The sequence below is a fragment of the Massilia sp. PWRC2 genome, assembly GCF_049896725.1.
In the GTDB taxonomy this organism is placed as follows: domain Bacteria; phylum Pseudomonadota; class Gammaproteobacteria; order Burkholderiales; family Burkholderiaceae_D; genus JAFCUW01.
Genome location: NZ_JAFCUW010000008.1, coordinates 1 through 23,729, shown reverse-complemented (window position 1 = coordinate 23,729; position 23,729 = coordinate 1). Strand labels below are relative to the sequence as shown.

The 23,729-nt window shown below is 58.0% G+C and carries 20 protein-coding genes and 1 pseudogene; 5 read left to right on the top strand and 16 right to left on the bottom strand.

Translation table 11 applies throughout. The features are described from left to right. Nucleotides 1-17: 17 nt before the first annotated feature. The 12 genes from ACP7BZ_RS15820 to ACP7BZ_RS15765 all read right to left on the bottom strand — a co-directional run bounded on the left by ACP7BZ_RS15820 (nucleotide 18) and on the right by ACP7BZ_RS15765 (nucleotide 15,550). Nucleotides 18-1,415, bottom strand: a complete 1,398-nt coding sequence (locus tag ACP7BZ_RS15820; RefSeq protein ID WP_426114818.1) for a PepSY-associated TM helix domain-containing protein — start codon at nucleotides 1,413-1,415, stop codon at nucleotides 18-20. Nucleotides 1,416-1,533: 118 nt separating this feature from the next. Then, the gene (locus ACP7BZ_RS15815; RefSeq protein WP_426114816.1) at nucleotides 1,534-3,657 is read right to left on the bottom strand and encodes a TonB-dependent siderophore receptor; all 2,124 of its coding nucleotides are present in this window, start codon (nucleotides 3,655-3,657) and stop codon (nucleotides 1,534-1,536) included. A 74-nt stretch (nucleotides 3,658-3,731) separates the two neighbouring features. Then, nucleotides 3,732-4,205, bottom strand: a complete 474-nt coding sequence (locus tag ACP7BZ_RS15810; RefSeq protein ID WP_426114815.1) for a copper chaperone PCu(A)C — start codon at nucleotides 4,203-4,205, stop codon at nucleotides 3,732-3,734. A gap of 39 nt (nucleotides 4,206-4,244) precedes the next feature. Beyond that, nucleotides 4,245-4,853 carry an SCO family protein gene (locus ACP7BZ_RS15805; protein ID WP_426114813.1) on the bottom strand — a complete coding sequence of 203 codons (609 nt, stop codon included), beginning with the start codon at nucleotides 4,851-4,853 and terminating at the stop codon, nucleotides 4,245-4,247. Beyond that, on the bottom strand, nucleotides 4,850-6,238 hold the full coding sequence (locus tag ACP7BZ_RS15800; RefSeq protein ID WP_426114811.1) for a PepSY-associated TM helix domain-containing protein: 1,389 nt from the start codon (nucleotides 6,236-6,238) through the stop codon (nucleotides 4,850-4,852). The genes ACP7BZ_RS15805 and ACP7BZ_RS15800 overlap by 4 nt, the downstream gene beginning before the upstream one ends. Nucleotides 6,239-6,249: 11 nt before the next feature. Further along, nucleotides 6,250-8,547 carry a TonB-dependent receptor gene (locus tag ACP7BZ_RS15795; RefSeq protein WP_426114809.1) on the bottom strand — a complete coding sequence of 766 codons (2,298 nt, stop codon included), beginning with the start codon at nucleotides 8,545-8,547 and terminating at the stop codon, nucleotides 6,250-6,252. A 282-nt stretch (nucleotides 8,548-8,829) separates the two neighbouring features. After that, a complete protein-coding gene (locus ACP7BZ_RS15790) occupies nucleotides 8,830-9,210 on the bottom strand; it encodes a DUF2946 domain-containing protein (protein WP_426114807.1) in 381 nt (126 codons plus the stop codon). Between the two features lie 333 nt (nucleotides 9,211-9,543). Beyond that, a complete protein-coding gene (locus ACP7BZ_RS15785) occupies nucleotides 9,544-9,858 on the bottom strand; it encodes a hypothetical protein (protein WP_426114805.1) in 315 nt (104 codons plus the stop codon). Nucleotides 9,859-10,122: 264 nt separating this feature from the next. Continuing rightward, the gene (locus ACP7BZ_RS15780) at nucleotides 10,123-10,269 is read right to left on the bottom strand and encodes an Arm DNA-binding domain-containing protein (protein WP_426114803.1); all 147 of its coding nucleotides are present in this window, start codon (nucleotides 10,267-10,269) and stop codon (nucleotides 10,123-10,125) included. A gap of 328 nt (nucleotides 10,270-10,597) precedes the next feature. Beyond that, nucleotides 10,598-11,779, bottom strand: a complete 1,182-nt coding sequence (locus ACP7BZ_RS15775; protein ID WP_426114801.1) for a hypothetical protein — start codon at nucleotides 11,777-11,779, stop codon at nucleotides 10,598-10,600. Continuing rightward, nucleotides 11,770-12,234 carry a response regulator gene (locus ACP7BZ_RS15770; RefSeq protein ID WP_426114799.1) on the bottom strand — a complete coding sequence of 155 codons (465 nt, stop codon included), beginning with the start codon at nucleotides 12,232-12,234 and terminating at the stop codon, nucleotides 11,770-11,772. The genes ACP7BZ_RS15775 and ACP7BZ_RS15770 overlap by 10 nt, the downstream gene beginning before the upstream one ends. Continuing rightward, nucleotides 12,224-15,550: a hypothetical protein gene (locus tag ACP7BZ_RS15765; protein ID WP_426114797.1), complete on the bottom strand. Its 3,327-nt coding sequence runs from the start codon at nucleotides 15,548-15,550 to the stop codon at nucleotides 12,224-12,226. Before ACP7BZ_RS15765 ends, ACP7BZ_RS15770 begins: the two co-directional genes overlap by 11 nt. A gap of 797 nt (nucleotides 15,551-16,347) precedes the next feature. Between ACP7BZ_RS15765 and ACP7BZ_RS15760 the strand changes: the two genes are divergently transcribed. The 5 genes and pseudogenes from ACP7BZ_RS15760 to ACP7BZ_RS15740 all read left to right on the top strand — a co-directional run bounded on the left by ACP7BZ_RS15760 (nucleotide 16,348) and on the right by ACP7BZ_RS15740 (nucleotide 19,041). After that, on the top strand, nucleotides 16,348-16,740 hold the full coding sequence (locus ACP7BZ_RS15760) for a plasmid mobilization protein (protein WP_426114795.1): 393 nt from the start codon (nucleotides 16,348-16,350) through the stop codon (nucleotides 16,738-16,740). Next, nucleotides 16,730-17,143: pseudogene (locus ACP7BZ_RS15755) on the top strand (relaxase/mobilization nuclease domain-containing protein); the annotation flags it as partial. The gene ACP7BZ_RS15760 and the pseudogene ACP7BZ_RS15755, both read left to right, overlap by 11 nt. A gap of 328 nt (nucleotides 17,144-17,471) precedes the next feature. After that, complete coding sequence (locus ACP7BZ_RS15750) at nucleotides 17,472-17,969, top strand: IncQ-type mobilization protein MobB (RefSeq protein ID WP_426115279.1); 498 nt, start codon at nucleotides 17,472-17,474, stop codon at nucleotides 17,967-17,969. A gap of 5 nt (nucleotides 17,970-17,974) precedes the next feature. Further along, complete coding sequence (locus ACP7BZ_RS15745; RefSeq protein ID WP_426115277.1) at nucleotides 17,975-18,550, top strand: DNA-primase RepB domain-containing protein; 576 nt, start codon at nucleotides 17,975-17,977, stop codon at nucleotides 18,548-18,550. A gap of 92 nt (nucleotides 18,551-18,642) precedes the next feature. Beyond that, nucleotides 18,643-19,041 (top strand): VOC family protein, encoded by a 399-nt coding sequence (locus tag ACP7BZ_RS15740; RefSeq protein ID WP_426114793.1) that lies wholly within the window; start codon nucleotides 18,643-18,645, stop codon nucleotides 19,039-19,041. 57 nt (nucleotides 19,042-19,098) lie between these two features. On the opposite strand, the gene ACP7BZ_RS15735 is transcribed toward ACP7BZ_RS15740, so the two are convergent. From ACP7BZ_RS15735 to ACP7BZ_RS15720, 4 genes are all read right to left on the bottom strand, one after another. After that, the gene (locus ACP7BZ_RS15735; RefSeq protein WP_426114791.1) at nucleotides 19,099-20,427 is read right to left on the bottom strand and encodes a tyrosine-type recombinase/integrase; all 1,329 of its coding nucleotides are present in this window, start codon (nucleotides 20,425-20,427) and stop codon (nucleotides 19,099-19,101) included. A 2,116-nt stretch (nucleotides 20,428-22,543) separates the two neighbouring features. Beyond that, entirely contained in the window at nucleotides 22,544-23,035 is a 492-nt protein-coding gene (locus tag ACP7BZ_RS15730; RefSeq protein ID WP_426114789.1) for a hypothetical protein, read from the bottom strand. 2 nt (nucleotides 23,036-23,037) lie between these two features. After that, nucleotides 23,038-23,427: a hypothetical protein gene (locus ACP7BZ_RS15725; RefSeq protein WP_426114787.1), complete on the bottom strand. Its 390-nt coding sequence runs from the start codon at nucleotides 23,425-23,427 to the stop codon at nucleotides 23,038-23,040. 95 nt (nucleotides 23,428-23,522) lie between these two features. Next, nucleotides 23,523-23,729, bottom strand: a 207-nt coding sequence (locus tag ACP7BZ_RS15720; RefSeq protein WP_426114786.1) for a hypothetical protein, incomplete at its 5' end; no start/stop codon positions are given.

Below are 23,729 nucleotides of genomic sequence, written 5' to 3'. Positions count from 1 at the left end.
GATAGCGCGCCACGCCGTTAGCGCCGGCGTGCACGAAATATCCCCAGCAGTGCGTCAACCGCAAGCACCGCCAGCATGGAGGCGCCCAGCAAGGGAAATACGCAACCGAGCACCACTGCGATCAGCAACACGCCTGGCGCCAGCGCATCGTCGGCCGGGCGGGCGGGTGCCGCCAGCTGGCCACGCGGGCGCCGCGACCACCACATGACGACGCCGCTGACACACAGGCCGATCAGCGCCAGGCAGCCCGCCAGCATCAGCAGCAGATTCGGCCAGCCGTATTGCTGCCCCTGGTGCACGCTGATGCCCCATTCGGTGATGCGGCCGAGCGTCCCGATGTCGGCGCCGCCCAGATCGAGCAGCACCTTGCCGCTGTACTGATCGAAGTGGATCACGCGCTGCTGCGCCACCGGCCCCGGCGTCTGGATGGCGCTGTAGACGCCGCCCGCGTCGGTGGGCAGGGCCAGCTGCCAGGCGCCCGTCATGCCCAGCAATGGCAGGCGGGCGGCGATCTGGTCGATGCTGACGGTGTGATCTGGCGCCTGAGCAGGCTGGAAAGCATGCCCCATGGCCCGGTGCGCCGCATGCGGATCGGACGCCGGCAGCGGCAGCTGCTGCTGGCTCCATGGCACCGCGCCCAATGAGCCGGCCAGCACCTTCGACTGCGGCAACGCGCTCCACATGCCGGTCGGCACACCCAGGCCGTGCGCGGTCATCCACGCATTGACGTTCTGTCCCCAGAACACCGACCACGGCATGCCGGTCAGCGCCAGAAACAGGATGATGCTGCCGCCAAACGCCCCCGTCAGCGCATGCAGATCGCGCCACCAAATTCTGCCGCGGGCGCCCGCGCGGATCGCCAGCACCCCGACCTGGCGCCCGCGCGGCCACCACAGATACGCGCCCGTACAAATGAGCACCATCACCCAGCCGGCGACGATTTCGATCACCACATTGCCGGCGGTGCCAGCGACCGTCAGCGAATGGATGTGTTTGACGGTGGTCATCAGGCGCGACGATGCAGCAATTGCCCCGGCGACGTGGCCGCTGGCCGGGTCGACAAACACTTGCAGGGTGACGCCATCGAGCCCGAGCACATCGACCTGGGCATTGTGGCGAGCGTCGGCCGGCGTGTTGAAGGCGCTTGCGCGGCCGGTAAAGGTGCGCAGCGCGCTGGCGACCAGCACCGACGGCGGCGCCGCCGGCGCAGGCTTTGATGGCGCGCGCAGCATGGTGGAGCCGTACACCAGATCATCGATCTGCTGATGAAACAGGTACAGCGCGCCGGTGACCGCCAGCAGCAGGATCACTGGCATGCACACCAGGGCGGCGAAAAAATGCCAGCGCCAGATGCGCCGGTACAGGGCCGCGCTGGCGGTGGCGGGGCTGCCGGGGAGCGGATCGGAAACGTGCATGGCTGGTCCTGGTGCGGAAATCTTTGTATCTTAGTGCCTATCCCAATAGGCTGGAGCCGCGGCATCCGCTTCCTCCAGCCTTCCGGGACAGGCACTTCGTCGAGTGCGCGCTTGCCGTTTAAAAACGGTAGCTGACAGTGAGCTGCGCCGACAGCGGACGGCTGGGGTCGAGCGCGTAATTAAACGTGCTGGCCGCGCCGCCCGTGTAATAGCGGCGGTCGAACAGGTTGGCGATAGTGAGCTGGGTGCGCCAGGCGCCGCGGCGATAAAACAGCGCAGCGTCGGTGCGCACGTAACTGCCCAGCCGGTACGTGTTGGGCAGATTGGCGTCGCGCTCGCCGACATAAAACACGCCGGCGCCCACGCCCAGCCCTTTCAGTGCCGGCGCCTGAAACTCGTAGCTGCTCCAGGCGCTCGCATGATGGCGCGGCACGTTCGACAAACGGTCGCCCACCGGCAAACTGGTGTCGCTCTTGATGACGGCGTCGAGGTAAGTGTAGGCGGCTGTGAGCTTCCAGCCGGGCATGACGGTACCGGCGACGTCGACCTCGAGCCCGCGGCTGGCCTGTTTGCCGGTCAGCACCTGCAAGGTGGGGTCGAGCGGGTCACTGGTGAGGATGTTGGTGCGCTTGAGGTCGAATACCGCCAGGCTGGCGTTCAGGCGGTTTTGAATCAGTTCCTGGCGCACGCCCGCTTCGCTTTGCTGGCCCACTTCGGCGTCATAGGTGCTGTTGCTGATGCTGTGGGCGACGTTCGGCGCGTGGCTGCGGCTCCAGTCGGCAAACACCGACGTGTGCGCGCTGGCCTGCCACACCACGCCGACGCGCGGCGATACGGCCGTCTGGCCACCGCTGGCAGCAACGGCGCCGCCCAGCACTTCGCGGTTCTCGAAGCGGTCGGCGCGCAGGCCCAGTTGCAGTTTCCAGCGCGGCGCCACATCGATCAGATCCTGCACGTAGATGCCCAGATCCTTGCCCTGCGCCTGGTGGTAGGGGCCGGCTGGCGCGAGCGGTGTGAGTGGCGAGATATAGTTGGGATTGAACAGGTCGAGCGTCAGTGTCGACACGGCCGAGCCGGCGCCGCCCTGTTCGAGGTAACCGTAGTCGATCCCCGCCAGCAGCGCGTGGCGCATGCCGGCGGCGCTGAAACTGCCCAGCAGCTCGGCTTGCAGGTCGTACTGGCGCGACGATTCATTGGCGCCGCTATAGATGGAATAGTCGAGCAGTGCGCCGCCGGCGTAAGAAAAATTGTTCGGGAACGATTGCTGCGAACGCTGGTGCGCGTGGCTGTAGTGGGCCGCCACGCGCGCGCTCCAGCGCTCGTTGAGCACGGTCTCGAACAGCAGGCTGGCCGCTTGCGTGTCGTTGTTGCCAAAGTCACCGGCCACGCCCGCATCGACGCCGTTGCGCAAGCCGTAATAGCGGGTGCGCGAGAACACCTGGTAGCCGGGCAGGTTGGGCACGCCAAAATCGAAGCCGTCGCGGCGCAGGTGATTGAGTTCCGTGAGCAGCGTGAGCGAGGTGCCGCGGCCGTCGACCCAGCTGATGGCCGGCGCGATCGACCAGGCGTCGTAGCCGGCATTGTCGCGGAAGGTGCTGTTCTGTTCAACGGCGCCGTTGAGGCGGATGCTGACCCCGTTATCGAGGGCCCGATTGATATCGAGCGTGCTGCGCCCCAGCCCGTCGTTGCCGAGCGTCACAGCCAATTCCCCCGCATTGTCGCGCTGCGGCCGTTTTGACACGGTGTTGACGTAACCGCCTACCGCACCGACGCCGCCATACAGGGCGCCGGCCGGCCCCTTGAAGACTTCGACCTGTTCGATGTTTTGCACGTCGCGGAAGGCGATATAGCCGTAGTTGCGAAAGCCGTCGCGCAAGCCATTGTTTTCGCTAAAGCCGCGAATATTAAAAAAAGTGGCGCCGTTGCCGCCGTAATTCGATTCGGCCAGCACGCCGCTGACGGTATCGAGCAACTGGTCGGTGCGGCCAACGCCACGGTCGCGCAGCAACTCGCGCGGCACCACCTGGATCGAGGCGGCCAGGTCCTTGAGCAGCGTGGGCGTGCGGCTGCTGCTGGCGCTGTCAGCCTGGTAATCGGCAGGGGCAGTGCCGGTGACGGTGACGCTGGGCAGGTCGGTGCGGCTGCTTTGGCCGGCAGCGAAAGCGGGGAACGTGGGGCCAAAGGCGATGCCGAGGGCGAGGACGAGCGGGGTGAGCGGCAGGTGATTGATCGAGCGTTGCATAAAATTTTTTCCATTACAGTGGTGGTGAAGGCGCCGCCCCAGCGGCGCGCGATAGGCTTTGCGTGCAGTCGGACTCACTGCTGCATATGTGGTGCGTGCGCGGCCGCTGTCAGCGCCGCGTTCAGCGCACGCACCGCTGCCTTGACCTCGACCGTGCTGCGCTTGCCGGCGCCATCCTGGAACACCAGCGTTAGCGGCACCGTCTCGCCCGATTTGACTTGCTGCTTCAAGTCGATCAGCATGACGTGATAGCCCCCGGGTTGGAGCGCGACGGCTTTGCCGGCGGGCAGGTCGACACCACTCACCTGGCGCATTCGCATCACATCGTGATCGATGGCCATTTCGTGGATTTCAACGATGGCGGCAACGGCAGAAGTGGCGCCGACCAGCCGGCTGTTGGTGGGCGAATGCAATTGCATGAAGGCGCTGGTGGCTTTCTGTTGCGGCACCGTGGCGCGCACCCATGGGGCGGTGATGACCACCTGGGCGTGAACGGCAGAAGCGAGCAGTGCGGCTGACAGGGCGCTCAGGCGAAACAGAAATTTCATGATGATATTCCTTGATGGTGAGGGATCAATGGCGCCGGTTCAGGCCGCGTGGAGGCGCTGGCGCAGGTCGTCCGCACAGGCTGGCGCGCTTTGCGCGTGGCGCCAGGCCAGTCGCAGCGCGCCGGATCGATCGAACACATAACTGATGGCCGTGTGGTCCATCGTGTAAGAGTCGCCGGTCGGCACTTTTTTAAAATAGATATTGAATTCTTTGGCGGCCGCGGCCGTCTGCGCGGCGTCGCCATACAAGCCGAGAAAGCCGGGGTCGAACGCCGCCGTGTAAGCCTTTAGCACGGCGGGGGTATCGCGCTCGGGGTCGACGGTGACGAACAGCACTTGCAGGCTGGCGCCATCGGCGCCCAGCAGGCGCTTGATGTCGGTGGCGCGCGTCAGGGCGGTCGGGCACACATCGGGACACTGCGTAAAGCCAAAGAACAGCAGCACCAGCTTGCCCTTGAAATCAGCCAGGCTGCGCTGCTGGCCATTGGCGTCGCGCAAGCGCAACTGGCGGCCATCATCAGCGCCGCTGATGTCGAGGCCGTTAAAGTGCAGCGCCGGCTTGCGGCAGCCGGTCAGCACGAGCGAGCTCAGGGGCAGGGCGGCAGCGAGCAGCAGGGCGCGCCGCCGCGAAGGGGACACTGGCCTCATCGGGACCTTTCTGAACAGGATGGCGAGCGCTGGCGACGATCGATAGACAGCTCTAGCGCCACGATCGCCGCGCCGATGGCGCCAGCCAGCGGGATCAACAGGCTCATCAAAGCCGTGCCCACGGCGATGGGCATGGCATTGCGCCAGCTGGCCGGCGCCGCTGGCAGGATGGCGCCGCCGCGCTGCCAGCGCTGGAAGCACATCACCCAGCCGGACACCAGCGAGAACAGCACGCCGAGACCAAACAGCAGCAACAGCGCCTGGTTCCACCAGCCAAACTCGCCCCGGTGAAAAGGGATGCCGAGCGCCGTCGCCTTGCCGAAGGCGGTTTGCTGGTCCCAGCCGGAAAAATACAGCGGCTGGCCGCTGAAGGCGTCGAGCAACATGTCAAAGCGCCGGGTCGGGCTGGCCGGATCAGCGCCATTGATGCGCCAGACCCCGGAGAGCCCGCGCGGTGGCGTCAGCTGGACGGCCACTGCCGGCGCGCGCTGGCGCGTCACCTGCCATACTTGCTGCCATGTCAGCAGGGTCTGCTGATGGGGGATGGCCGAGCTGATGGTGGCGGGCACGCGTGGTGGCGCCTGACCGGCCAGATCGCGCGCTGTGCGGATTTGCGCGCCGGCATATTTGCTCCAGGTCAGTCCGGTGCTCAGGATGACGAAGGTGAGCAGCGCCAGCGCCGCCCCCAGCACGCCATGCCACTGTTTCCAGGCGAGGCGGCCGCGAACAGCCCGGTTCGGCAAGGCCTGGCGCAGCGACGCGGGCCACCACAACAGCAGACCACTGACGAGCATGATCATCATGGCGCTGGCGGCCAGCTCGATCATCCAGCGCCAGCCGTCGCCCTGCAACAGGCGCGAGTGCAGCGTTTTGGCCCAGTTGCCAAAGCGCGCGTCGCTGCGCAGGCTGCCCAGCACCTCGCTGGTGTAAGGGTTGACGTAGACGGTGAGCGCTTGCTGCGGCGGGCGCCGGCCAGTCGTTGCGGCAGGGGCGGGCGCATGGTCGCTGTGGTTCCCGTTCGCGTGCGCGGGCGCTGGCGCTACTGCTTTCTCGAACACCACCTTGACCGTATCGACCGTCGCAAACGGCGGCAACACCGACTGCAGCTGCCATCCGGCCGGCGCCGCGGCGCGCGCGGCCGCGACCGCTTCATCGAGGGGCCGGCTGCTGCCAGCGGCGGCGACGTGCTCGAGGGCGCCGTAACGAAAGGCCTCGATTTGCGGCGTAAAAATATACAGAATGCCCGTCAGCACCGCCACCACGGTCAAGGGTGTGGCAATCAGGGCGGCCCAGAAATGGAGGCGCCAGACCAGCGCGCGCCACGCCAGGCGGGCGCTGGCAGCGCCCGGGGCGCGGTCAGACGGTATCGCTTGTGCCTTGTTCATCGGCGCCCGGCTCACAGGTCAAACTTGAGTTCAGCGACGACGGTGCGCTGGGTGTACGGGTGGAATGCCCAGTACTTGTAATTGTTCAGATTGTCGATACCGAGCGCGGCGCTCCACGGCCTGTCGAGCTTGAAGCGAACGCGGGCGTCGACCACGAAGAACTTTGAAAAGCCGAGATAGCTAAAACCATTGCTGTCGCTGTTGTCGAGCTGGCCGTACTGCACGCCGCTGTAGCGGGCCGCCAGCGTATAGGAGAGCTGGTCATTTTGCTGGTAGCTGGCCACGCTGGTGGCGCGCCAGCGCGGCACCCGTGGCTGCTGCTTGCCGACGCTGGCGGGAAAGCTGCGGTTGGCGGTGATGATCGAATCGGTGAAGGTGGCGCTGCTATTGAGTTCGAGACCTTTGACGCCCAGATCGGCGGCCTGCCACGCCACTTCGACGCCGCGCGTGTGGATGGCGTCGACGTTTTGCACCGTCGACACGGTGGCGGTCAAGGCTTGCGAATAGAGGGCATCGCCGGTCCGTTCAAAAAACAGGGTGGTGCGCAGCGAACCGGTATCCGTGTTGTGCTCGGCGCTCAGTTCGCTCGTCCACGAGGTTTCCGGTTTCAGATTGGGATCGGTGTTGACGATGGCGTTGCCGTTGATCGCGCCTTGATACAGTTCGCCCACCGTCGGCATGCGTACTGCGCGTCCCGTCGAGCCCTTGATGACCCAGTCGGGATGGAGCTGGTACGCCAGCGCCGCCTTCGGCGAGAAATGCGCTTCGTCGCGCTCGGGGCCGAACGGCACGATGGCAGTCGCGTTGCCCAGTTCGCCGCCGTAGGCACGCCAGCGCTCGTACCGCCCGCCGATGGTGGTTTTCCAGTCTGGCGAGATGGTCCAGGTGTCCTGGGCGAACAGGCTTTTCATGGCGGTATTGCCATTGAAGGCAGAAAAGCGGGCGCCGGCGCTGCCGTGGATCCAGTCCGCTGTCGTGCTCACCAGGGTGCGCAGGCGGTAGGCGTCTTGCTGGTAGCCGAAGTCGATCACTTGGGCACCGACCCCGCGGTCGATGCCGGCGGGACGCCAGGTGCCGCGCAGGTTCAGGTTATGCCAGCCGCTGCCGTTCATGTCGGTAATGCGGCCGGCGCCACCGCTGGCGGCAGCGGGCAGAATGGCGGTGGGGGCGCGCAGGATATCGCGGTGGTAGTCGTAGGTGCTGACAGCGAGTTCCCAGTCGAACACCCCCTTCGTATTGGTTTTCATCGACACGCCCTGCATCAGGTGTTCGAGCGTGTTCAGACTGGGCGCGAACGCCAGGCTTGGCGCATTGAGGTTGTACTGGCGGTTGCCGATGACGACATTGCCGGCATATACAGGCTGGCCGGCGCTGTCGCGCAAGTAGCTTTGCACGCCGCCGTCGGTATCGTTGTTCCACCATCCCAGCGTGTAGCTCAGGCGCATGGTGGGAGTGAGATCGTAGGCCAGCTTGGCCTTGGCATGGTCTTGCACGGTGTGATAACTGGTGGTGGTGCCGAGCAGCCACCAGTCCTGGTCCTTGTTGTTGCGGCTGGCGATGGCGCCCGTCACCACCGGCGTGCCGGCGGTGGGCGTGGTGCCGTCGCTGTGCGCGCGGGTGGCCAGCACCAGTGGCTGGCCGCTGCTGTCGAGACGATTGACATTGATCCACCAGGCGAACTTGCCGCTGCGGCTGCCCACCGAGGCACTGGCCTGCTTGCCGGCATCGCGCTCGCTGCTGCCGTACAAATCGAATTTTTGGGTGGCGTAGCCGATCTTCGCATGCGCTTCGAAGGTGGCCGGCATGCGGGTGATGTAATCGACCACCGCGCCCACCGAGTTGCCGGCATACGCTGCCGAGAACGGACCGTAGAGCACATCGACGCGCTCGATTTCTTCGGGCGTGACCATGCCCCAGCGCGGCGTGAAGCCGGCACCGTTGCCCAGGTAATTCGACAGCAGGATGCCATCGGCATACACCATCGAGCGCGCGCTGTTGCCGGTGCCGGAGGCGCGGGTGGACAGCACGGCGTGGTTGTAGTCGCCGATATAGCGCTTGCGCACCAGCAGGCTGGGCAGATATTTCAGCGCATCTTCGCTGTCGCTGGCATTGATGGTTTGCTCGATCTGGCGCGCGCTGATGCCTTCGATGGTGGTGGGGATTTGCGTGGGCAGCGAGGTCGGCCGGCCGCCCGTGATGATGACGGTGCCGATGGTTTTGTCAGACAGACTGGCGACATCTTGCGCGTCGGCATGGGCTGGGAAGGCCAGCGGCAGGGCGGCGGCGAGACAGGTAAGGCGAAATTTCATGGGGTGCTTTCGGTGCGCCGCTTTCACGACGGCGATGGCGATGGCGCTGTGCATCATTGCCAAATGCGTGGGGTACTCCAGGCGTCGCTGACGTCGACGCTGGCGAAGCCGGCGGCGTGCTGTCAGAGCAGGATGGGGAAGGGGCAGTGCCCGGCATCACCGTCAAGCGTGCGGCTTCGACGGTGTGCGGCGACAGATGCCCGACGCAGCGCGACGACTTGAGCGGGCATGGATGCGAGTGACGATGCACGCTCACCAGCGGGTCAAGTCAACGGCGGCCGATCAGTTGGAATAGGGCGGGGCGCGCGATTGCGCTACGGTCCAGATCGCGAGCGGCTGGGGCGCCTGGAAAAACAGGAAGGGGAACGAGGGCAGCGGCACGACCGGCGGCAGGGCGACACCGGCGCTGGGCGGCAGGGCGAACGAACCGGCATGGGTGGCGCAGAACGGGCAGTGGTCAATGTGACCGGCCAGCTGGCCGCCGGCTTCGTCTGCCATGCGCATTTTGACCATCCGGGTTCCGCTGGCGCTGCAAATTTGCGACCACACATCGTCGTGCGCCGCCGCTGCAGCCTGGGAAATGGTCGGCGCCAGCGCAGCAAACAGCATCGCCATGCAGGCGATCCAGGCAGCGAGGTGGCGGTGGATTTTTTTCATTCCCATGATCAAATTATATACAGGCTGGGAGCGTTCGGCAAAATTTGTGGCGGTCCTGGCCATGTTCTGGAAGTGGCGGCAGGTTGCATCGTTGAAGGCGCGATGGTTAAGTCAGGCAAGCAGACACAAGCTTGACGCATTCCGTTGTTCGGCCTGACCGTTTATCCCTGTTTTTGCAGCGCGCTTAACCCAACGGATTTTCGGCCACTCAGCCTGCCACTAAACTGCGCGCTGTCACGCACAACAAATCGATCTTACGTTGACGCACCATCGTCTCGCCAAGCCTGTCGAAGCAGCAGGCTCGCTTGTGCCGCTTCGCCGCTCCGCCGCCCCAAGCTATTAACGCCAATCGGCCGTTCCCATGGAATAGACGAACCACAAAACTCCCGATAAAGCGCCACCTGGAAATAAACCGATCGCAATACTGAGGAAGCAGGTGTCAAGTCGACCTGACTGCGCTCGAATTGAGGGATGCAAAATCATCAGGATGGGCAAAAACACGACGATCAGAGGCAAAGGGTAGGTCCATTGGTTCAACGAGATCCATGCAGGCAGAGCACCGCACAGGACTGCAATCTGATGCCAAACGACGAAACTGGCGCGGCCATGAGCGCCCTCGGTGGATAAACGCTTCACTTCATCGGCTGAGTACATGAGACGGCCCCTAGGGAAAAATCTCAATCCTAGTCATATCGGTGGCAAGGCTAATGATTTTTAGCAACATGAGCGCTGCTGATAGGCAATTGGATAACGGCGATCACCTCGACGGTGTTGGCGGCGCCGATGTTGCGCTGCCGTTTTGCGACGCGCCTGGCTGGCGTCGATCTGCTGTTTGAGCTTCAAGCGCTTTTCGCGCGCGCCGGCCAGGTTGACGACCGTCTAGGCGCCCAGTGACAGCCGGGTCTTTTTGCCGTTGGGCTAGGTGTAGCCGAAGCGCCGGAGCTTGGCGCCGAGCGGAGTCACTTCGAGGAAGAGGCCGCCACCGTCGGAGAGCTTGTACAACTTCTCGCGCGGCTTGGCGCTTTTGACGCGGAGGTCGGTGAGGGGGAGTACGAGCTTGGGCATTTTGGAGCCATCCGGTTTTTGTGTGGAACCATACGGAGATACGATCGCCCCAAAAACCCGGACGTCAACGGACGCCGTCAAACGTCCACGGACAAAAAAACCGCAGTCTCCTGGGGAGAACTGCGGTTTCTTGTACTTCCTGGTACCTTGGAAGAATTAATCTTGGTGGGATAGGTGAACAGTTCCGAATCGCTGAAAGCCGCATGGGTGGCGGCTCCCAGCTGCTCAGTTAACGGAAGTTGGCTCTACCATTGATACTGCACCTAGGGGCTTATGCATCGTAAACACAAATTTAGCACGCGCGCCTTTGCTCATTATCTGAGATCAACTATATCCAAAAAGATAATATCTTTGCACCGGCGGTTAAGAATAACGCAAGGTATGCATACGGTTTTACCTTACTCAACAATTTAATGACATGCTCAAAAATGCCATGTCGAAGAGTCGATGGACTACGTAAATCTACTACTCCGGGCGGGCTGCCGATTTCAAATAGCGGTAGCCAATATTTAGCCATAAACTCATCACCTTCGAAATACGAGCTATGTCCACCATTAAAAAACCTATTAAGAGTCATCCCATCCTGAAATCCGTAAAATCCTGTTTTACCCGCCATGCCAGTGCCAAGAACAAAAATCTTGCTCAGATACAATATATAATCTTTGTCTGCACAATCATTTACAATACGCACTCCTTTCCTGCGAATAAAGCCCCAATCCCAATCTTCGTTTAGCACGCTACCACTGAGTACGATTGAATCAATTGGGATCTCGCGCCCTTCTCCCACAAGCTTTAGTAACGCCTGCGCCAATAGGTAAGTACCGAAACTGTGCGAGAAAACTAAAAATCTTTTCCCAGGAGACGATTCGAATAGTTCCAACATGTGATGAGAGAGACGCCGTGCCTCATATGCTCGAACCTGAGGAATAAGGAAGTCAAGTACAGGGAAGTAACCATACCGATACGAATGAAAATAAATCTTGCCTATTCTTTCACGGGTCAGTTGCTCTAAACGAATCTGCCAATCCCCAAACGTACAAATCCCATGAATCGTTAAAACTTCGATATTGTTACTAGCAACTGCTCTAGATGCTTTTGACGCCGATGTATACATAATAGAATTCATCACCGCAGTTTTCCAGCCTACGGTAACGTCATTCGCTTCCACTACAGCGACGCAGTACTTATCGAACTCGATCCTAAATCTTCCGATATCGTTAACATGAGCAGTAATGCCGATTATTTTCTCTGGCTTTTGGTACGTGGTAGAGCGTGATAGCTGTCCTAACATATCTAGCCCATTTTTCGGGTCTGCAGACTCCGAACGACGTTTAGGAAGAACTACGTCTAAGATAAGCACATCAAAATACTGGAAACGCATTAACTTCTTTGCCGCATCTATACAATCCGCATGCGCTATCTCTTCCTCACTCACAATCCTATTTTCAACCAGGAAATTAGCTAAACTCTTACGCCTTCCTTCGCTGTCATCTACAAGTATTATGCGCATAAGCCTAGGTCACGAAAAATTCTTGAAATCTCAGTCTTCCAGGACGACCGAGAACTATCATAAAAAACAAGCCCGGCAAAATTCGATGGGGAATCCTGCATTAATACCGAAACCAAACCGTCCAACGAGTGTGATGTGCCTTTATCGCTAAAAGAATTATATTGCGTGATAAATACGATTTTGGATTTTCCGCCAGCGCGAGTAAGCTTCCTCGCAATTTCTTTTCCAGCAAAGGGGCGAAACTTCCCGCCAGATTCATTTCCAACACGATCGTATGTCGGCAAGCTTATATCCAGTAGAATAAAATCATAGACATCCCGCTCTATTGCCTGACAGCCAGATGAAAAAGAATACGCCTCCGTTATAACACATTCGCTTGAAATGGTACGAATATACTCAGTAACCCTTGTTCGCTTATGCGGGTTATCTTCCACAAACAAAATTTTAGATTTCATAAGTAATTATCGCCAGAAAACAGTTTTCCGAAAAATCGAGCCGGAGATCTGAGTGTTCACTCAGCGAAGCAATCTCATTGTAAGCTTTGCTAATCCCAGACCCCCCTTCAGTTCGCATGAAATCTAACGATTCCGGCGACCGTATCTTTTTATCTATCTCAGTGATCACGTCGACTGTCAGGACGCTTGCCTGGTCCGTGCTAACGTCATTCTTAATCGTTATCTGAGCCCCGTTTTTCAACAATACCGCGTCAATCTGAACCCTTGTAAGCTGACCCAGACCGCTTCGCCTGTAGCAGTTATCTAATAAATTCGTGATTGCAATGATAAAAGAGCGAACCGCTTTACTCGATATCTTTAATTGCCGTAGATCTTCGGAAATGTTCTTTTCAATCGCGATCCCTGATGCTTTGACTTCTTCGAACGAACTTATAGCAATTTCCACAACGTAGTTCAACAATCGCCCTTCCATACCCGGGCTCTTGTCACGTTGAAACCACTCTGCAACTGTAGTAATATCTTCTTTGATTTCATCTCGCGCATGCGCAATAGAATTCATCAAGCCGACGGCTGCTATCGTCCCCTTAGTTTCGATGACTGATTGAGCAAGCGCGTCAAATAGGCCGTCAATACGGTCGCGGAAATCCACGTTGATACGCTCTCGTATCTTTATGAGCCCTAATTCTGTCTGGGTCCATAACATGCTCAGAATTAGCGATGCGACTGTTAACATATCTGACGACCGTTCCATCGACTGCTTTATAATGAGGAAATCAGTTAAAGATAGGTGATAGACAAACATTCCGCCGCTATCCTGACCGTCCCCTATTTTCATCCATTCCTCTGCCTCGGCTACTAAAGCATTAAAGGAGGCCGAAAATAGACGTAGATGGCCATCTATGAGCTCCCATAGCCGGCTTGGAATGAAGGAATTAGCGTTTTCCCAAAATTCATTCGATTTGTACTCTCCAGACTCATCGATTTCCGTTATCAAATTTCTCTCTTGCAAGCGCGCACGCATTAAGTTCGAGAAGAAACCATGCCTGATTTCCGTACTCAAGTTCTTATCGAAGCCGTGCATTTCGTCATAAAGAAAACCATTTTGCAGAATATTAAAAACTTTAGTTACCAAGGAATTTTTTCCGCCAGAAACGTAAGTAGTTAATGCGTCCGAATTGCTAATATCATTTAAAAGAGTGATTCGATCGTCGCCCTCGTCTTTGGCCTGTTGATATATTGAGAAAATTGCGCCAAGTTCATCGGCGTTATGCTTCCAAATAGACAATTCATCCACGAATATTTTCGCTCTGTTAAATTCGCTCGTTCCGGCATCGATAATTACCTGTCCGACAATCTTTTCCACCTCGCGCATTCGCTCACCTGAAGAGACCAGATTTCGCTCTAAAAGTAGATCTAGAAGACGAACTCTCTCCGCACGTAATTCGTTGCTATTGTCAAAACAACTTAAAAAGTCCATAATCTCTGGCGAGCATATCTCTCTGAAGAAAAATGCTTGCAACGCGTTTGGCTCGGAAATCCGTATTAAAATTTCACTGGGTCTCGTGACGTTTTGCGAAAGTATATATTCCTCAAACGCCTCATTGAGCACATACTCCCGTTTGGTCGAGATATTCCTCACGTAATAGTAGGCGACTATAACTGCCTCAACCGATGCAATACGGCTATTCTCTATTTCATTTAACATGTACTCCATTGGGAAGCAAATATAGGAGTTAGGATCAGCCGATAAAGCAGAGGCGCCGGTCGATAAAAGATCAGAGATACGGTTAAACGCAAGACAATACTCGGAGTGCAACTCTAGAAAATCTTTCTTTAACCTCGCCGTTTGCGCTAACGTCGCAAGTTTTGAAGCTAAATTATCGCTAAACACTCCGCGATCAAGAGCTATTGTTATCTCGTGCTTTAATTTTCGATAAGTTGGAGAGATGTCGTTCGCATCGCTGTATCGCCGTCCTCCGCCTTCGTGGTCACAACGGCTAAGAGAATATACAAGAGGTGTTGTTTCTGCGCTGCAGATAAGAGCAAATTTTCCGGCTCTATTAAGTTCGCCAGCGTCGAAATGGAGTGGGGCTGCTGCATAAAGACACATCTGCAAATGTGGAAAGTATATTGATCCACGATGCTTGATTATTGTCGAAATTACAGAGTCTTCAGATTGCTTTCGTCCAGGCGCAAGTTTATACGTCACCGTCAAATCCGAAATCATTCTTTGCAGCACACTTTTTGCAGAAGTGTCTATGCTTTTATTTGAGTATGCGTGGGCTTTTGCCACTAAATTCAAGTACGCAACTGGATTTTCAAGATCGTTTATCCAACTGTTAAAATTTTCGATTACGTCATTATAAGCACCGTCGGTGTATGATTTTAGAAGCGAAAGTCCTTGTTCAGAAATTTTTCCTGAAGCATTCCCATTAAGGGATGAATACATGTTTCGCAGGATTGGATCATTTACACTCTTGAGCATTTTCCCGACTACTTCATTTAACGTAGAAAAAACTGCCTGCCCGTTAACCAACGTGTCCACAATCGCATATTGCAGCCATTGTAGTAAAATTATATATTGATCGACGATTGGAAAAATCTGTATAATTTCCAGGGATTCAAGATATGCAGCGTCACCCTTAAGTGGGCTGGGTATAAAAACGAGACTTAATAAACTAGCAGCGCCCGTCTGATTTCCTTCACTAAATTCGTCAACATAAGTTTGGACCAAGTTTTTCAGACGAAGCGAAGCATTATCCGAATCACTTATTAGCTGGAAACAGTTGATGATGTAACGAAACAGCTTGTCTGGTGACCGATCTTTCCATTCGCCGCATAAACTGTGAAGCTCTTCGCTCCGACCCTGATATGACAAAACCAAGATTAGGTTCCTTATGTACCAAAGGCTTTCCCCAAATTTTTCCTTCACAAGTCGCAACGAAGCTTCTGCGCGCGGATAGTCACCAATCAACAATGCCTTTTCAACGACGTCGCGCAAACCCACAAATTCATTTAATATAGTACGGTATTGATTTATAATTGAAGTATATAATATCCAAATTCTCTCAGTAGAAGCTCTCGTTCGAAAATATTTCTTCTGTCCAAATTGCTCTAGCGCAGTGGCGTCAGCATTGAATACGTTGCTAAATCGCTTTCTTTCAAGCAATTTTAATAATTCATTTTCATAATTTTCGTCTCGAGCGTTTCCAATAAACGAAAACACAGTCATCATATATTTTTCATCGGGTAAGAAATTTGCACTTACTGGATTAGTCAAGAGAAGATATGGGCTTACAGGGCGTTTTTTTCGCAAAATAGTTCCGATAGTGTAGTTAAATGCGGTCTCTGAAATTTAGTTCTATTCTATTCCTGGCGTACATTTCTTTATTTCTCAACAAATGATTAGATGTGCTAGCTAATTTTACGTGCGCCCGATCTTATTTTTTAACTCGCCTTCTTTGGTTAATAACCGGATTCGCCTGCCACGACGTATACTCAGACGATACTTAAATCCTTTTGTTAGCTAGCTTTAAGATGTGAAAGCTAGGTTGATATTATTATATGCTGCTGTGAGTCGCTATTGACAAGTTTTTTAGCAGACTTTTTCGTTTTTCTTGGCCATACGCGGCGTCCATCTTCGGAGGCGACAACCCCAAACTTTAGGTGTGTTTTTTAAGAAGTTTGTCAGGCCTCAGATTCGCTCTTTTCTATCCCAATGTAGCTCGAGATAACTGACATCTTCTACTTACGGGTCTAGCTACGCGATACTGTTCAGCTAAGTTCACATGTATCCAGCACGATAAACGAAATTTGTTCCAGTGTGGGTAATTCGAGTGCGTCCCAAGACTAACTTTTGATGAGCTGGGACGTCGCTGGGTGTCAGCGGATTCAGGCCATTTGCCAGGCTCTGCAGTTGCTGGTCCTGTGCTTAGTCGCAATCGAATCAGACGCTTGATGCTGCGCAGCGTGAACTAGTGCAAGGTGCATAAATTGGTAAACAGATAGTCGCCGATTCGGAGCGAGCCATGTTTTCGCTTCGCTCAAACGGCTTGCCCTGCGGGGCCATCTCGCTCCGCTCGTCACCAACCCAGCACAGCCTGCAGCCAGCGCATGCCTACCGACAAGCTAAAACGCAGATCGACCGGCGGCCGCCCCAAAGGCGACCCCGCGTTACGCCGTAACGAAACCATCGGCGTCCGCGTCTCCGCCACCGAATACGCCGCTCTGCGAACGAAGGCAGCAATGATGCACATGCCCCCCGCCCAATGGCTGCGCGAAGCCGCCCTGACGCGCAACTTGCCGCCACCGCCGGTCGCCCCCATCAACCGCGAGCAATACGCCGAACTGGCCCGCCTCTCGGCCAACCTGAATCAGCTCGCGCGCCTGGCCAATGAAGGTGAGCGCGTAACGGTCGACGAAGGCCTATTAAAACGCGTGGCAAGCGAAACCCGCCGCCTGCGTCTCGCACTCCTTGGCATCGAAGGACACGACAATGATCGCTAAAGCCATCAAAGGAAAAGGCTTCCGCGGCGCCCTCGAATACGACCTTAAAAAAGAACAGGGCCGCATCATCGACACCAATATGGACGGCCGCGGACCGCGCGAGCTCGCAGCCGAATTCGGCGAAATCCGCAAGCTGCGCCCCAACCTCGGCAAAGCCGTATTGCACGTGTCACTGGCAGCATCCCCAGGCGAACACCTGACCGACGCTCAATGGGTAAAAATTGGCCAATACTATATAAACGGTATGGGCCTGAACCAAAACCAGTACGTCATGTCCCGCCACACCGACACCGAACACGAACACATTCACATGGTCGTCAACCGCATCCAGTTCGACGGCAAAGTCACCAGCGACAGCCACGACTACCGCCGCCAGGAATTTTTAATGCGCGCACTTGAACGCGACCTCGGATTACGCCAGATTGAAAGCTCGACGAAAACCGAGCGCCGCGCCGCGACAAAAGGCGAGATCGAAGAAGGGCTTCGCACTGGAAAGCCATCGACCCGCCAGCAACTGCAGCAGCTTTGCGATGCGGCGGCAAGTGACTGCGACACCTTCACGCTGTACGCCGAGCGATTGGCGGCGGCGGGCGTGGACCTGGTGCCGGTGACGCAGCTTGACGGCACGAAGATGTCTGGTCTGTCCTACCGCCTCGACGGCGTGATGATGAAGGGAAGTGACCTGGGCAAGCGATACAGCCCGGCCGGATTAGCCAAACATGGAGTGAGCTATGTCAAAGACCGAGACTATGAAGCGGTTGGCCGCTGCCTCGAACACAGCGCGCTTGACCGAGTTGGGGCAGGGGATAGAAACCTTACGGACGGCGAAAATAGCCAGCGCGGACCAGTTGGCATCGATGCTGGAACCACTGGCGCAGGCGATGGCGGCGCTGACGGACGAAACACGCGAGACGATGGCGGCGATCGCGCAGCAAGGCCGGGAGCAGGGCGACCAGCTAAAGACGCAGATGGAAACTGCATCGAGCGCCTGGAGCAAGGCTTCGTCAGAGGCGCAGCACGTGGCGCAGAACCTGGACGCAGCGGCCCGACAAGCGGAAGGGCGCCAGTACACGTTAGCGGTAACGACAGGGTTGATGACAGCGCTGCTCGTGAGCGCATTCTGGCTCTGGCTGGCGCCGCCCACGGTACAGAACCACCTGGACGCCAAGGCGGTGGCGGATCTGCTGCGCCCCGAGATCGCACCCGCGAAGCCGTCCAGAGGCAAATAGCGGCGATGGGCGCGGAACGCTACGAAGTCGTCATCACCCATGCGAAGACGGGCCAGCAAACGAAGCGGGAATGGAGTGCCGCCGAATTGATGGCTGGCGTGCAGTGGTTGAAACGGCTGAACGCGCGCGGCGGCGACATCCTTGTCCGCCCGCTTGGCGGCCCGGAACTGCGCCTGATTGCATCGCTCGATGCTGACGGTGTCGACAAGTTGCGCAGTGCAGGCCTGGCGCCAGCGGCCACTGTCGAAACGCGCCCAGGACGATTTGAAGCCTGGGTGAAGCTGTCCGATCACCCCTTGCCGCCATCGTTGCGAGACGCGCTTCTGGCGCGCCTGACAAGCGGATTTGGCGACGGCGGGTCGCATGGCCGCCTCGCAGGCTTCACCAACCAGCAAGCCGACGTTGACACTGCAGGCCGGCATCCGTTTTCGTTACTGCATAACGCCACTGGACAGGTTGCGCTGGTGGCAGTGCAACAGCTTGCCGCGTTTCAACGAAATACGCCCGATGCCCTGCCTAAACAACAGCGGCTCGTTGATGCCGCCAAGGCGCGACCAGGTGGCCGGGGACGTTCGCGGTAGTCTGGACAAATCGCATCGTTTGCGGTTTAGTAGCTTACCCGCGCTGACAGCCGCGGTCAGAGACGCCCATCCACCTACCGCAAGGAGACGCCATGAAGAAGCAGATCATCCTCAACCTGCCCGTAAAGGATCTGGACAAATCCAAGGCCTTCTTTTCCGCGCTCGGTTTTACTTTCGACGACCGTTTCAGCGGAGAAAACGCGGCGTTCATGCATATCGTCGAGGGCACCATCCAGGCCATGCTGACGACCGAATCCTTTTTCCAGTCGCTGATTGACAAGCCCCTCGCGGATGCGAAGCAGGCGAATGAACTCGTCATTTGCCTGAGCTGCGAAAGCCGGGAAGAGGTGGACAGCCTCATCGCCAAGGCCGTTGCCGCTGGTGGCCGCACGCCGCATCCCCCCGAAGATCATGGCTTCATGTACGACCAGGGCTTCGAGGATATCGATGGCCACCTGTGGAATCTGGTGTGGACGGCGCCGGAAGCCTGAGAGCGTTCCGGTGACCGACAGTTTTGCAGGAAGCCGCCGGTCAACTGTTTAGACCCATTAAATCCAGTCCAGACTAATCACCTCTGGGCTGGCCGGTGGCGCCGGCTCTTTTGCGACAACCGGGAAGGCTGCGACAACCGGGCTGGCCACGACGACCGGGCTGCCCGCCACGACGTCCAGGTAGTCCGCATATTCCTGCATCATGACTTTCCGCTCCTGCAGGAACATCGCCCGGTCATACGCCTCGCCGTAGGTGTCGCCCGACAGGTGTGCCAGCTGCCGGTCCACCACCTCATGGCGATATCCCAGCCGCTCCTTCAGCACGCCCATCGCCAGCGACCGGAAGCCGTGCCCCGTCATTCTGCCCGCATACCCCATGCGCTTGAGCGCCGCAAGGATCCCGAAATTGCTGGTCGGACGGCGCCTGTCATTCCGGTTCGGGAACAGATATTCGCCGCGACCGGTGAGCGTGTGCAGTTCGCGCAGCAACACCCATCCCTGGCGCGGCAGGTGCACATGGTGATCGACCTTGCGCGGATTGATCTTCTTCTTGCCCATCTTCATGCGATGCCACTTGATGATCCAGACTTCGTTCTCGAAATCGATCTCCGACCACGGCGTCTCTGTCAGCTCACTGGTGCGCACGAATACCATCATCATCAGGCGCAGCATGATCCGCGTCTGCATGAACATGGTGAATTCATGCTTGTTCAGCGCCTGTAAAAACTCGGGCAGTTCGTCCGGGGTGATAGCCGGATGGTGGCCCTTGTTCCTGGGTTTCAGCGCACCGCGCAGGTGGGGCATGGGATCGTATTCAGCGCGTCCGGTTGCAATGGCATACCGGAAGACCTGGCCACAGAACTGGCCGCACCGGCGCGCCATCTCCGGGGCACCGCGCCGTTCGATCCTGCGCAGGGCGGTCAGCATCTCGGGCGCTTTGATCTCGGAGATAGGGTAGTTGCCAATGGCCGGGAAAATATCGTTATCCAGCCGTTGCAGGACGTTCTTCGACGTGCTTTCCTTCCAGCTGGATCTCATGTGCGCGTGCCACTCGCGCGCGATGACTTCGAAGGTATTCGCGTTGGTCACGTTGCGCTTGTGCTTGGCGGCGCGCCGTGCCGCGGCAGGGTCAACACCGTTGGCGATCATCTTCCTGGCGTTCAACCGCTTTTCCCGCGCGTCTGCCAGGCTGACAACGGGATAAGCACCGAAGGAGAGGCGGGTTTTCTTGTGGTTGGTCTGCGTGTAGCTCATCCGCCAGTACTTCCGGCCAAGCGGGGTCACTTCGAGGTAGAGGCCACCGCCGTCGGCGAGCTTGTAGATTTTGTCGCGCGGCTTGGCGGTCTTGATCCTGAGATCGGTGAGGGGTTGGACGTTCCTGGGCATGATGGAGCCACCTCCTTTTCCGTAAAACCGTTTGGACCCTACGTGGCTCCATAAAGTTCGGACGGTGCGGGACGTCCCGGGACGACCAAAGGCAAAAAAACCGCAGTCTCCAGAGGGAGAACTGCGGCTTCTTGGACTTCCTGGTACCTTGGAAGATGAATTCTTGGTTGATAGGTGGACTGTAATTGTGTCTTGAAAGCCGCAGCCGTGCTCATCCTCAGTTTTTTGAATTGAAGATATGCCCCAAAAAATGCCCCCAAGAGAGTTTGCTTGCCAAGCTCGCCTTTATTTTTAGGTCAGCATGCACCGAAAGACAAAACAACTTCCACCACTGGGGGGGGTCGTTCTTGGCAATGACACCCCAAAGCCTACGCCGTGTCGGTTTCGGCGCCGACGGCCCGCACCCGGGATGTGCCCAAAGCTGGCGACACCTCTACCAGCGGTGGACGACCCTATCTTCGTTTAAACGATGATGGGGTACTCCACAGCGTGTGGAAGACCTCCACAACTGAGGCTGTCCCAAACCGGGGGTCTCGAGCGCCGCCAAAGTGACGGTCTGGAACGACGGCCCAAATATTCGGGGCGTCGACCTGCTGAGTTTTCAGCATGTTCCCTCTCTGGGGGAAGACCTCGGCAGCAGCGCTCCTAAACTCTCAGGAGCGTCACCTAAAAATTTAGGCGGTGTGATGTCATGGCCTCGGCCATTGACCGGCAATTATCCGGTCAGCGGTTTATCGTCCCAGTACTTTTACGACTTGCCCGTAAAACCTCCAACCACCAACGGTGGACGGCACCGGCGACGTGGGCTAAGTGTTCAGCCCATGTCGATTCGAGATCGGATAGGGCTGGCCAGCTGGGCTAAATATTCAGCTCTGAACCAAAATTTGTGAGATGGCGGCGCCGGCCACAATCTGTGGACGGGCCGAAGATGCGCTGATTTTTCAGCTGATCGCGTAGAACAGCATGGCTGCGCCAGCCGCCGTGGCCAGATTACCTGGCGGTCGTGGCTGGCGGCATCCAGGAGATGTACTGACTTTTCAGGCTATCTTCGAAAGTTCCGATGATACCGGCGCCGGCCGCCAGCGGCGGATAGGTGAGGAGGTATGAGCAAAGCTGCGCGCATCTTTCACGGCGCAAAATTGCGCAGTCAGATCGGCCCAGTTCTGCATGCGTCAGAATTTGAATCGGCATGTCTGCTACTGCTACTTTGGCTACAGTTGCACTGATTCGGGCCAGAAGTAGCAGCAGTAGCGCACGTAGCAGTAGCGGGGGAGCCGATCTTGGTCGGATTTCAAATCGGAGTGACGGGCACCACAAATTGCCGAGACCCCCAATTCGGGGTTCTCGCGGCATCTCCTTTCGCCGCGAGATACCTTGAATGTTCAATGCATTGGCGAGTGAACTTTGGTAACGCACAAGCCCGGTGCGCTGCGACTAGCTCAGAGCGAGTCACAAATCCGCCAGTAGCTTTAAACGCCTCGCAAATATGCGTGTGACTTTAAGCCCCTCGCAAAGGAAAGGGGCTGCGCAGTACGCAGCCCCTTCTCGCGAATCTTCAGTGCATCGCGAGATCGAACCAGTTATGGCCGTATCTCACGGCACCTCCTTTCACCGTGAGATGTGCGCAGATTTGGACGCAACTCCCCGGCGTGCTGGCCGGCCCAAACTGACGGTCTGGGCCGGCCGCCAAACTGGTGTTCCGACGGTATCGCCACAGTCTGCGAGACCCCCATTGCGGGGTTCTCGTGGCGCCTCCTTTACCCGCGAGATCGGTCCACTTTTGGGCGCATCTGTAATCGGATTACAGATAACGGCCTGGCCATCCTCGCGCGCGTACACGCATGCGCGTGCGCGCACAACGATTCAACCGCCTCAATTTTGAGGAGGCCAGCGCACAATTTCGCTGGCGTTTTGTGGGTTAGCGATTCATCGAAGGAACACAGTCGGTCCTGAGCGCGAACGCTTTCAAGGAAATTAGGGGCCCTGGGCAGCAGCAACCGCGGCACCAGCACCACCCTCTACGCACCGGCAGGTGGCCACCACCTTTGCCATCAACAGCAGGGCTTACTTCAAAATTTGCACCCTCAAACTGGCCGCCAGCACCACCGCTTGCGCGTCATCGTCTTGCCGCCTTCCTTGGACCCGCCGCCTTGCTCTCGCCCGGCAGCAGCAGGCCGTGGCGCGCCAGGTATGCCAGCTCGCTTTCGAACACGGGCGGGCTGGCCAGGTAAGCCGGGGCCTCATCGTCCCAGTCCGGCAATGCCTTGTTGCGCGCGCTGGCGCCGTCGGTAGCGTCGACGGGCTCACCACCTATCTGCAATCGGGGATCAAGCCAGAGCCATCCTTCCCGCCCCTCGTAGCCGGACGGGCCGGCGCGGCGCGGCGCCGAGAACTTCCACCAGTGCACAGGCCGGGTACCGGGGCGCTGGTCGACCCATTCGCTGGTGATGCGCTCGCCGTACTCATCCCAGAGCGCGCGCCAGCGGGAGTCGGGCAGGAACTCGGTGAAAGGGTTCGCCGGCTGCTGGTCGGTCAGGAAGGCCCAATCGTCAGCAGCGATCGGCGGGCCGCGACGGCCGCGCGTGGTGCGCTTGCGATTCGTCGGCATCGTTACCGCCCTGGCTGGCGGCCAGGCTTGCCCAGCGGCTCAAGATCGAGATTCAGGCTCTTGAGCGCGGCCATCATTGCGGCGCGGCTGTCACGCTCGACAGCGCAGGCGGGATTGGCTTTCAGCTGGCCGAACTTGTCCACCGTGACGGCGCCGTGCTGGTCGACCAGGCCGGCCGCCATTGACATGCGGTCCATGGCGCGCATTGCGGTTTCAAGGATCAACAGGCCAGCCTGATCGTCGATGCCGTATTCGTTCGTGAGCTTCGTCCACCAGGTCTTTGCTGCTGGAGACAACCCGTCTGGCGGCTTCTGTGCGTTATTTTTCAAAGCAAATCCTTCGATACATAAAAATTTGATGACACATGCGGTCTTGGAGATGTCAGGCCCCAAGGAATTTCAGGGCCTACCCCATCGGCACTGGCCCTGCGAGGCATCAGGCGGGGCACGGGGCTGCGATCGCTCACGCCCTGCGGGGTTAGTCAGCATCAGTCGAGCGTGTCGCCTGTGCTTCCGATTCGATGGAACAGCTGGCCAGTCACCGCTTCGACCACCGTGCAATCATGGCCGTGCTGAGCGATCGCGGCCGCTGTGTGGATCAGTGCGTTTCGAATCGGCAGTTCGAGATCGGTACGCAAGTCCAGCTCGTGCATCAGCGTTGACGCTAAGGCATTGACGCAATCAGCACTCAGGTA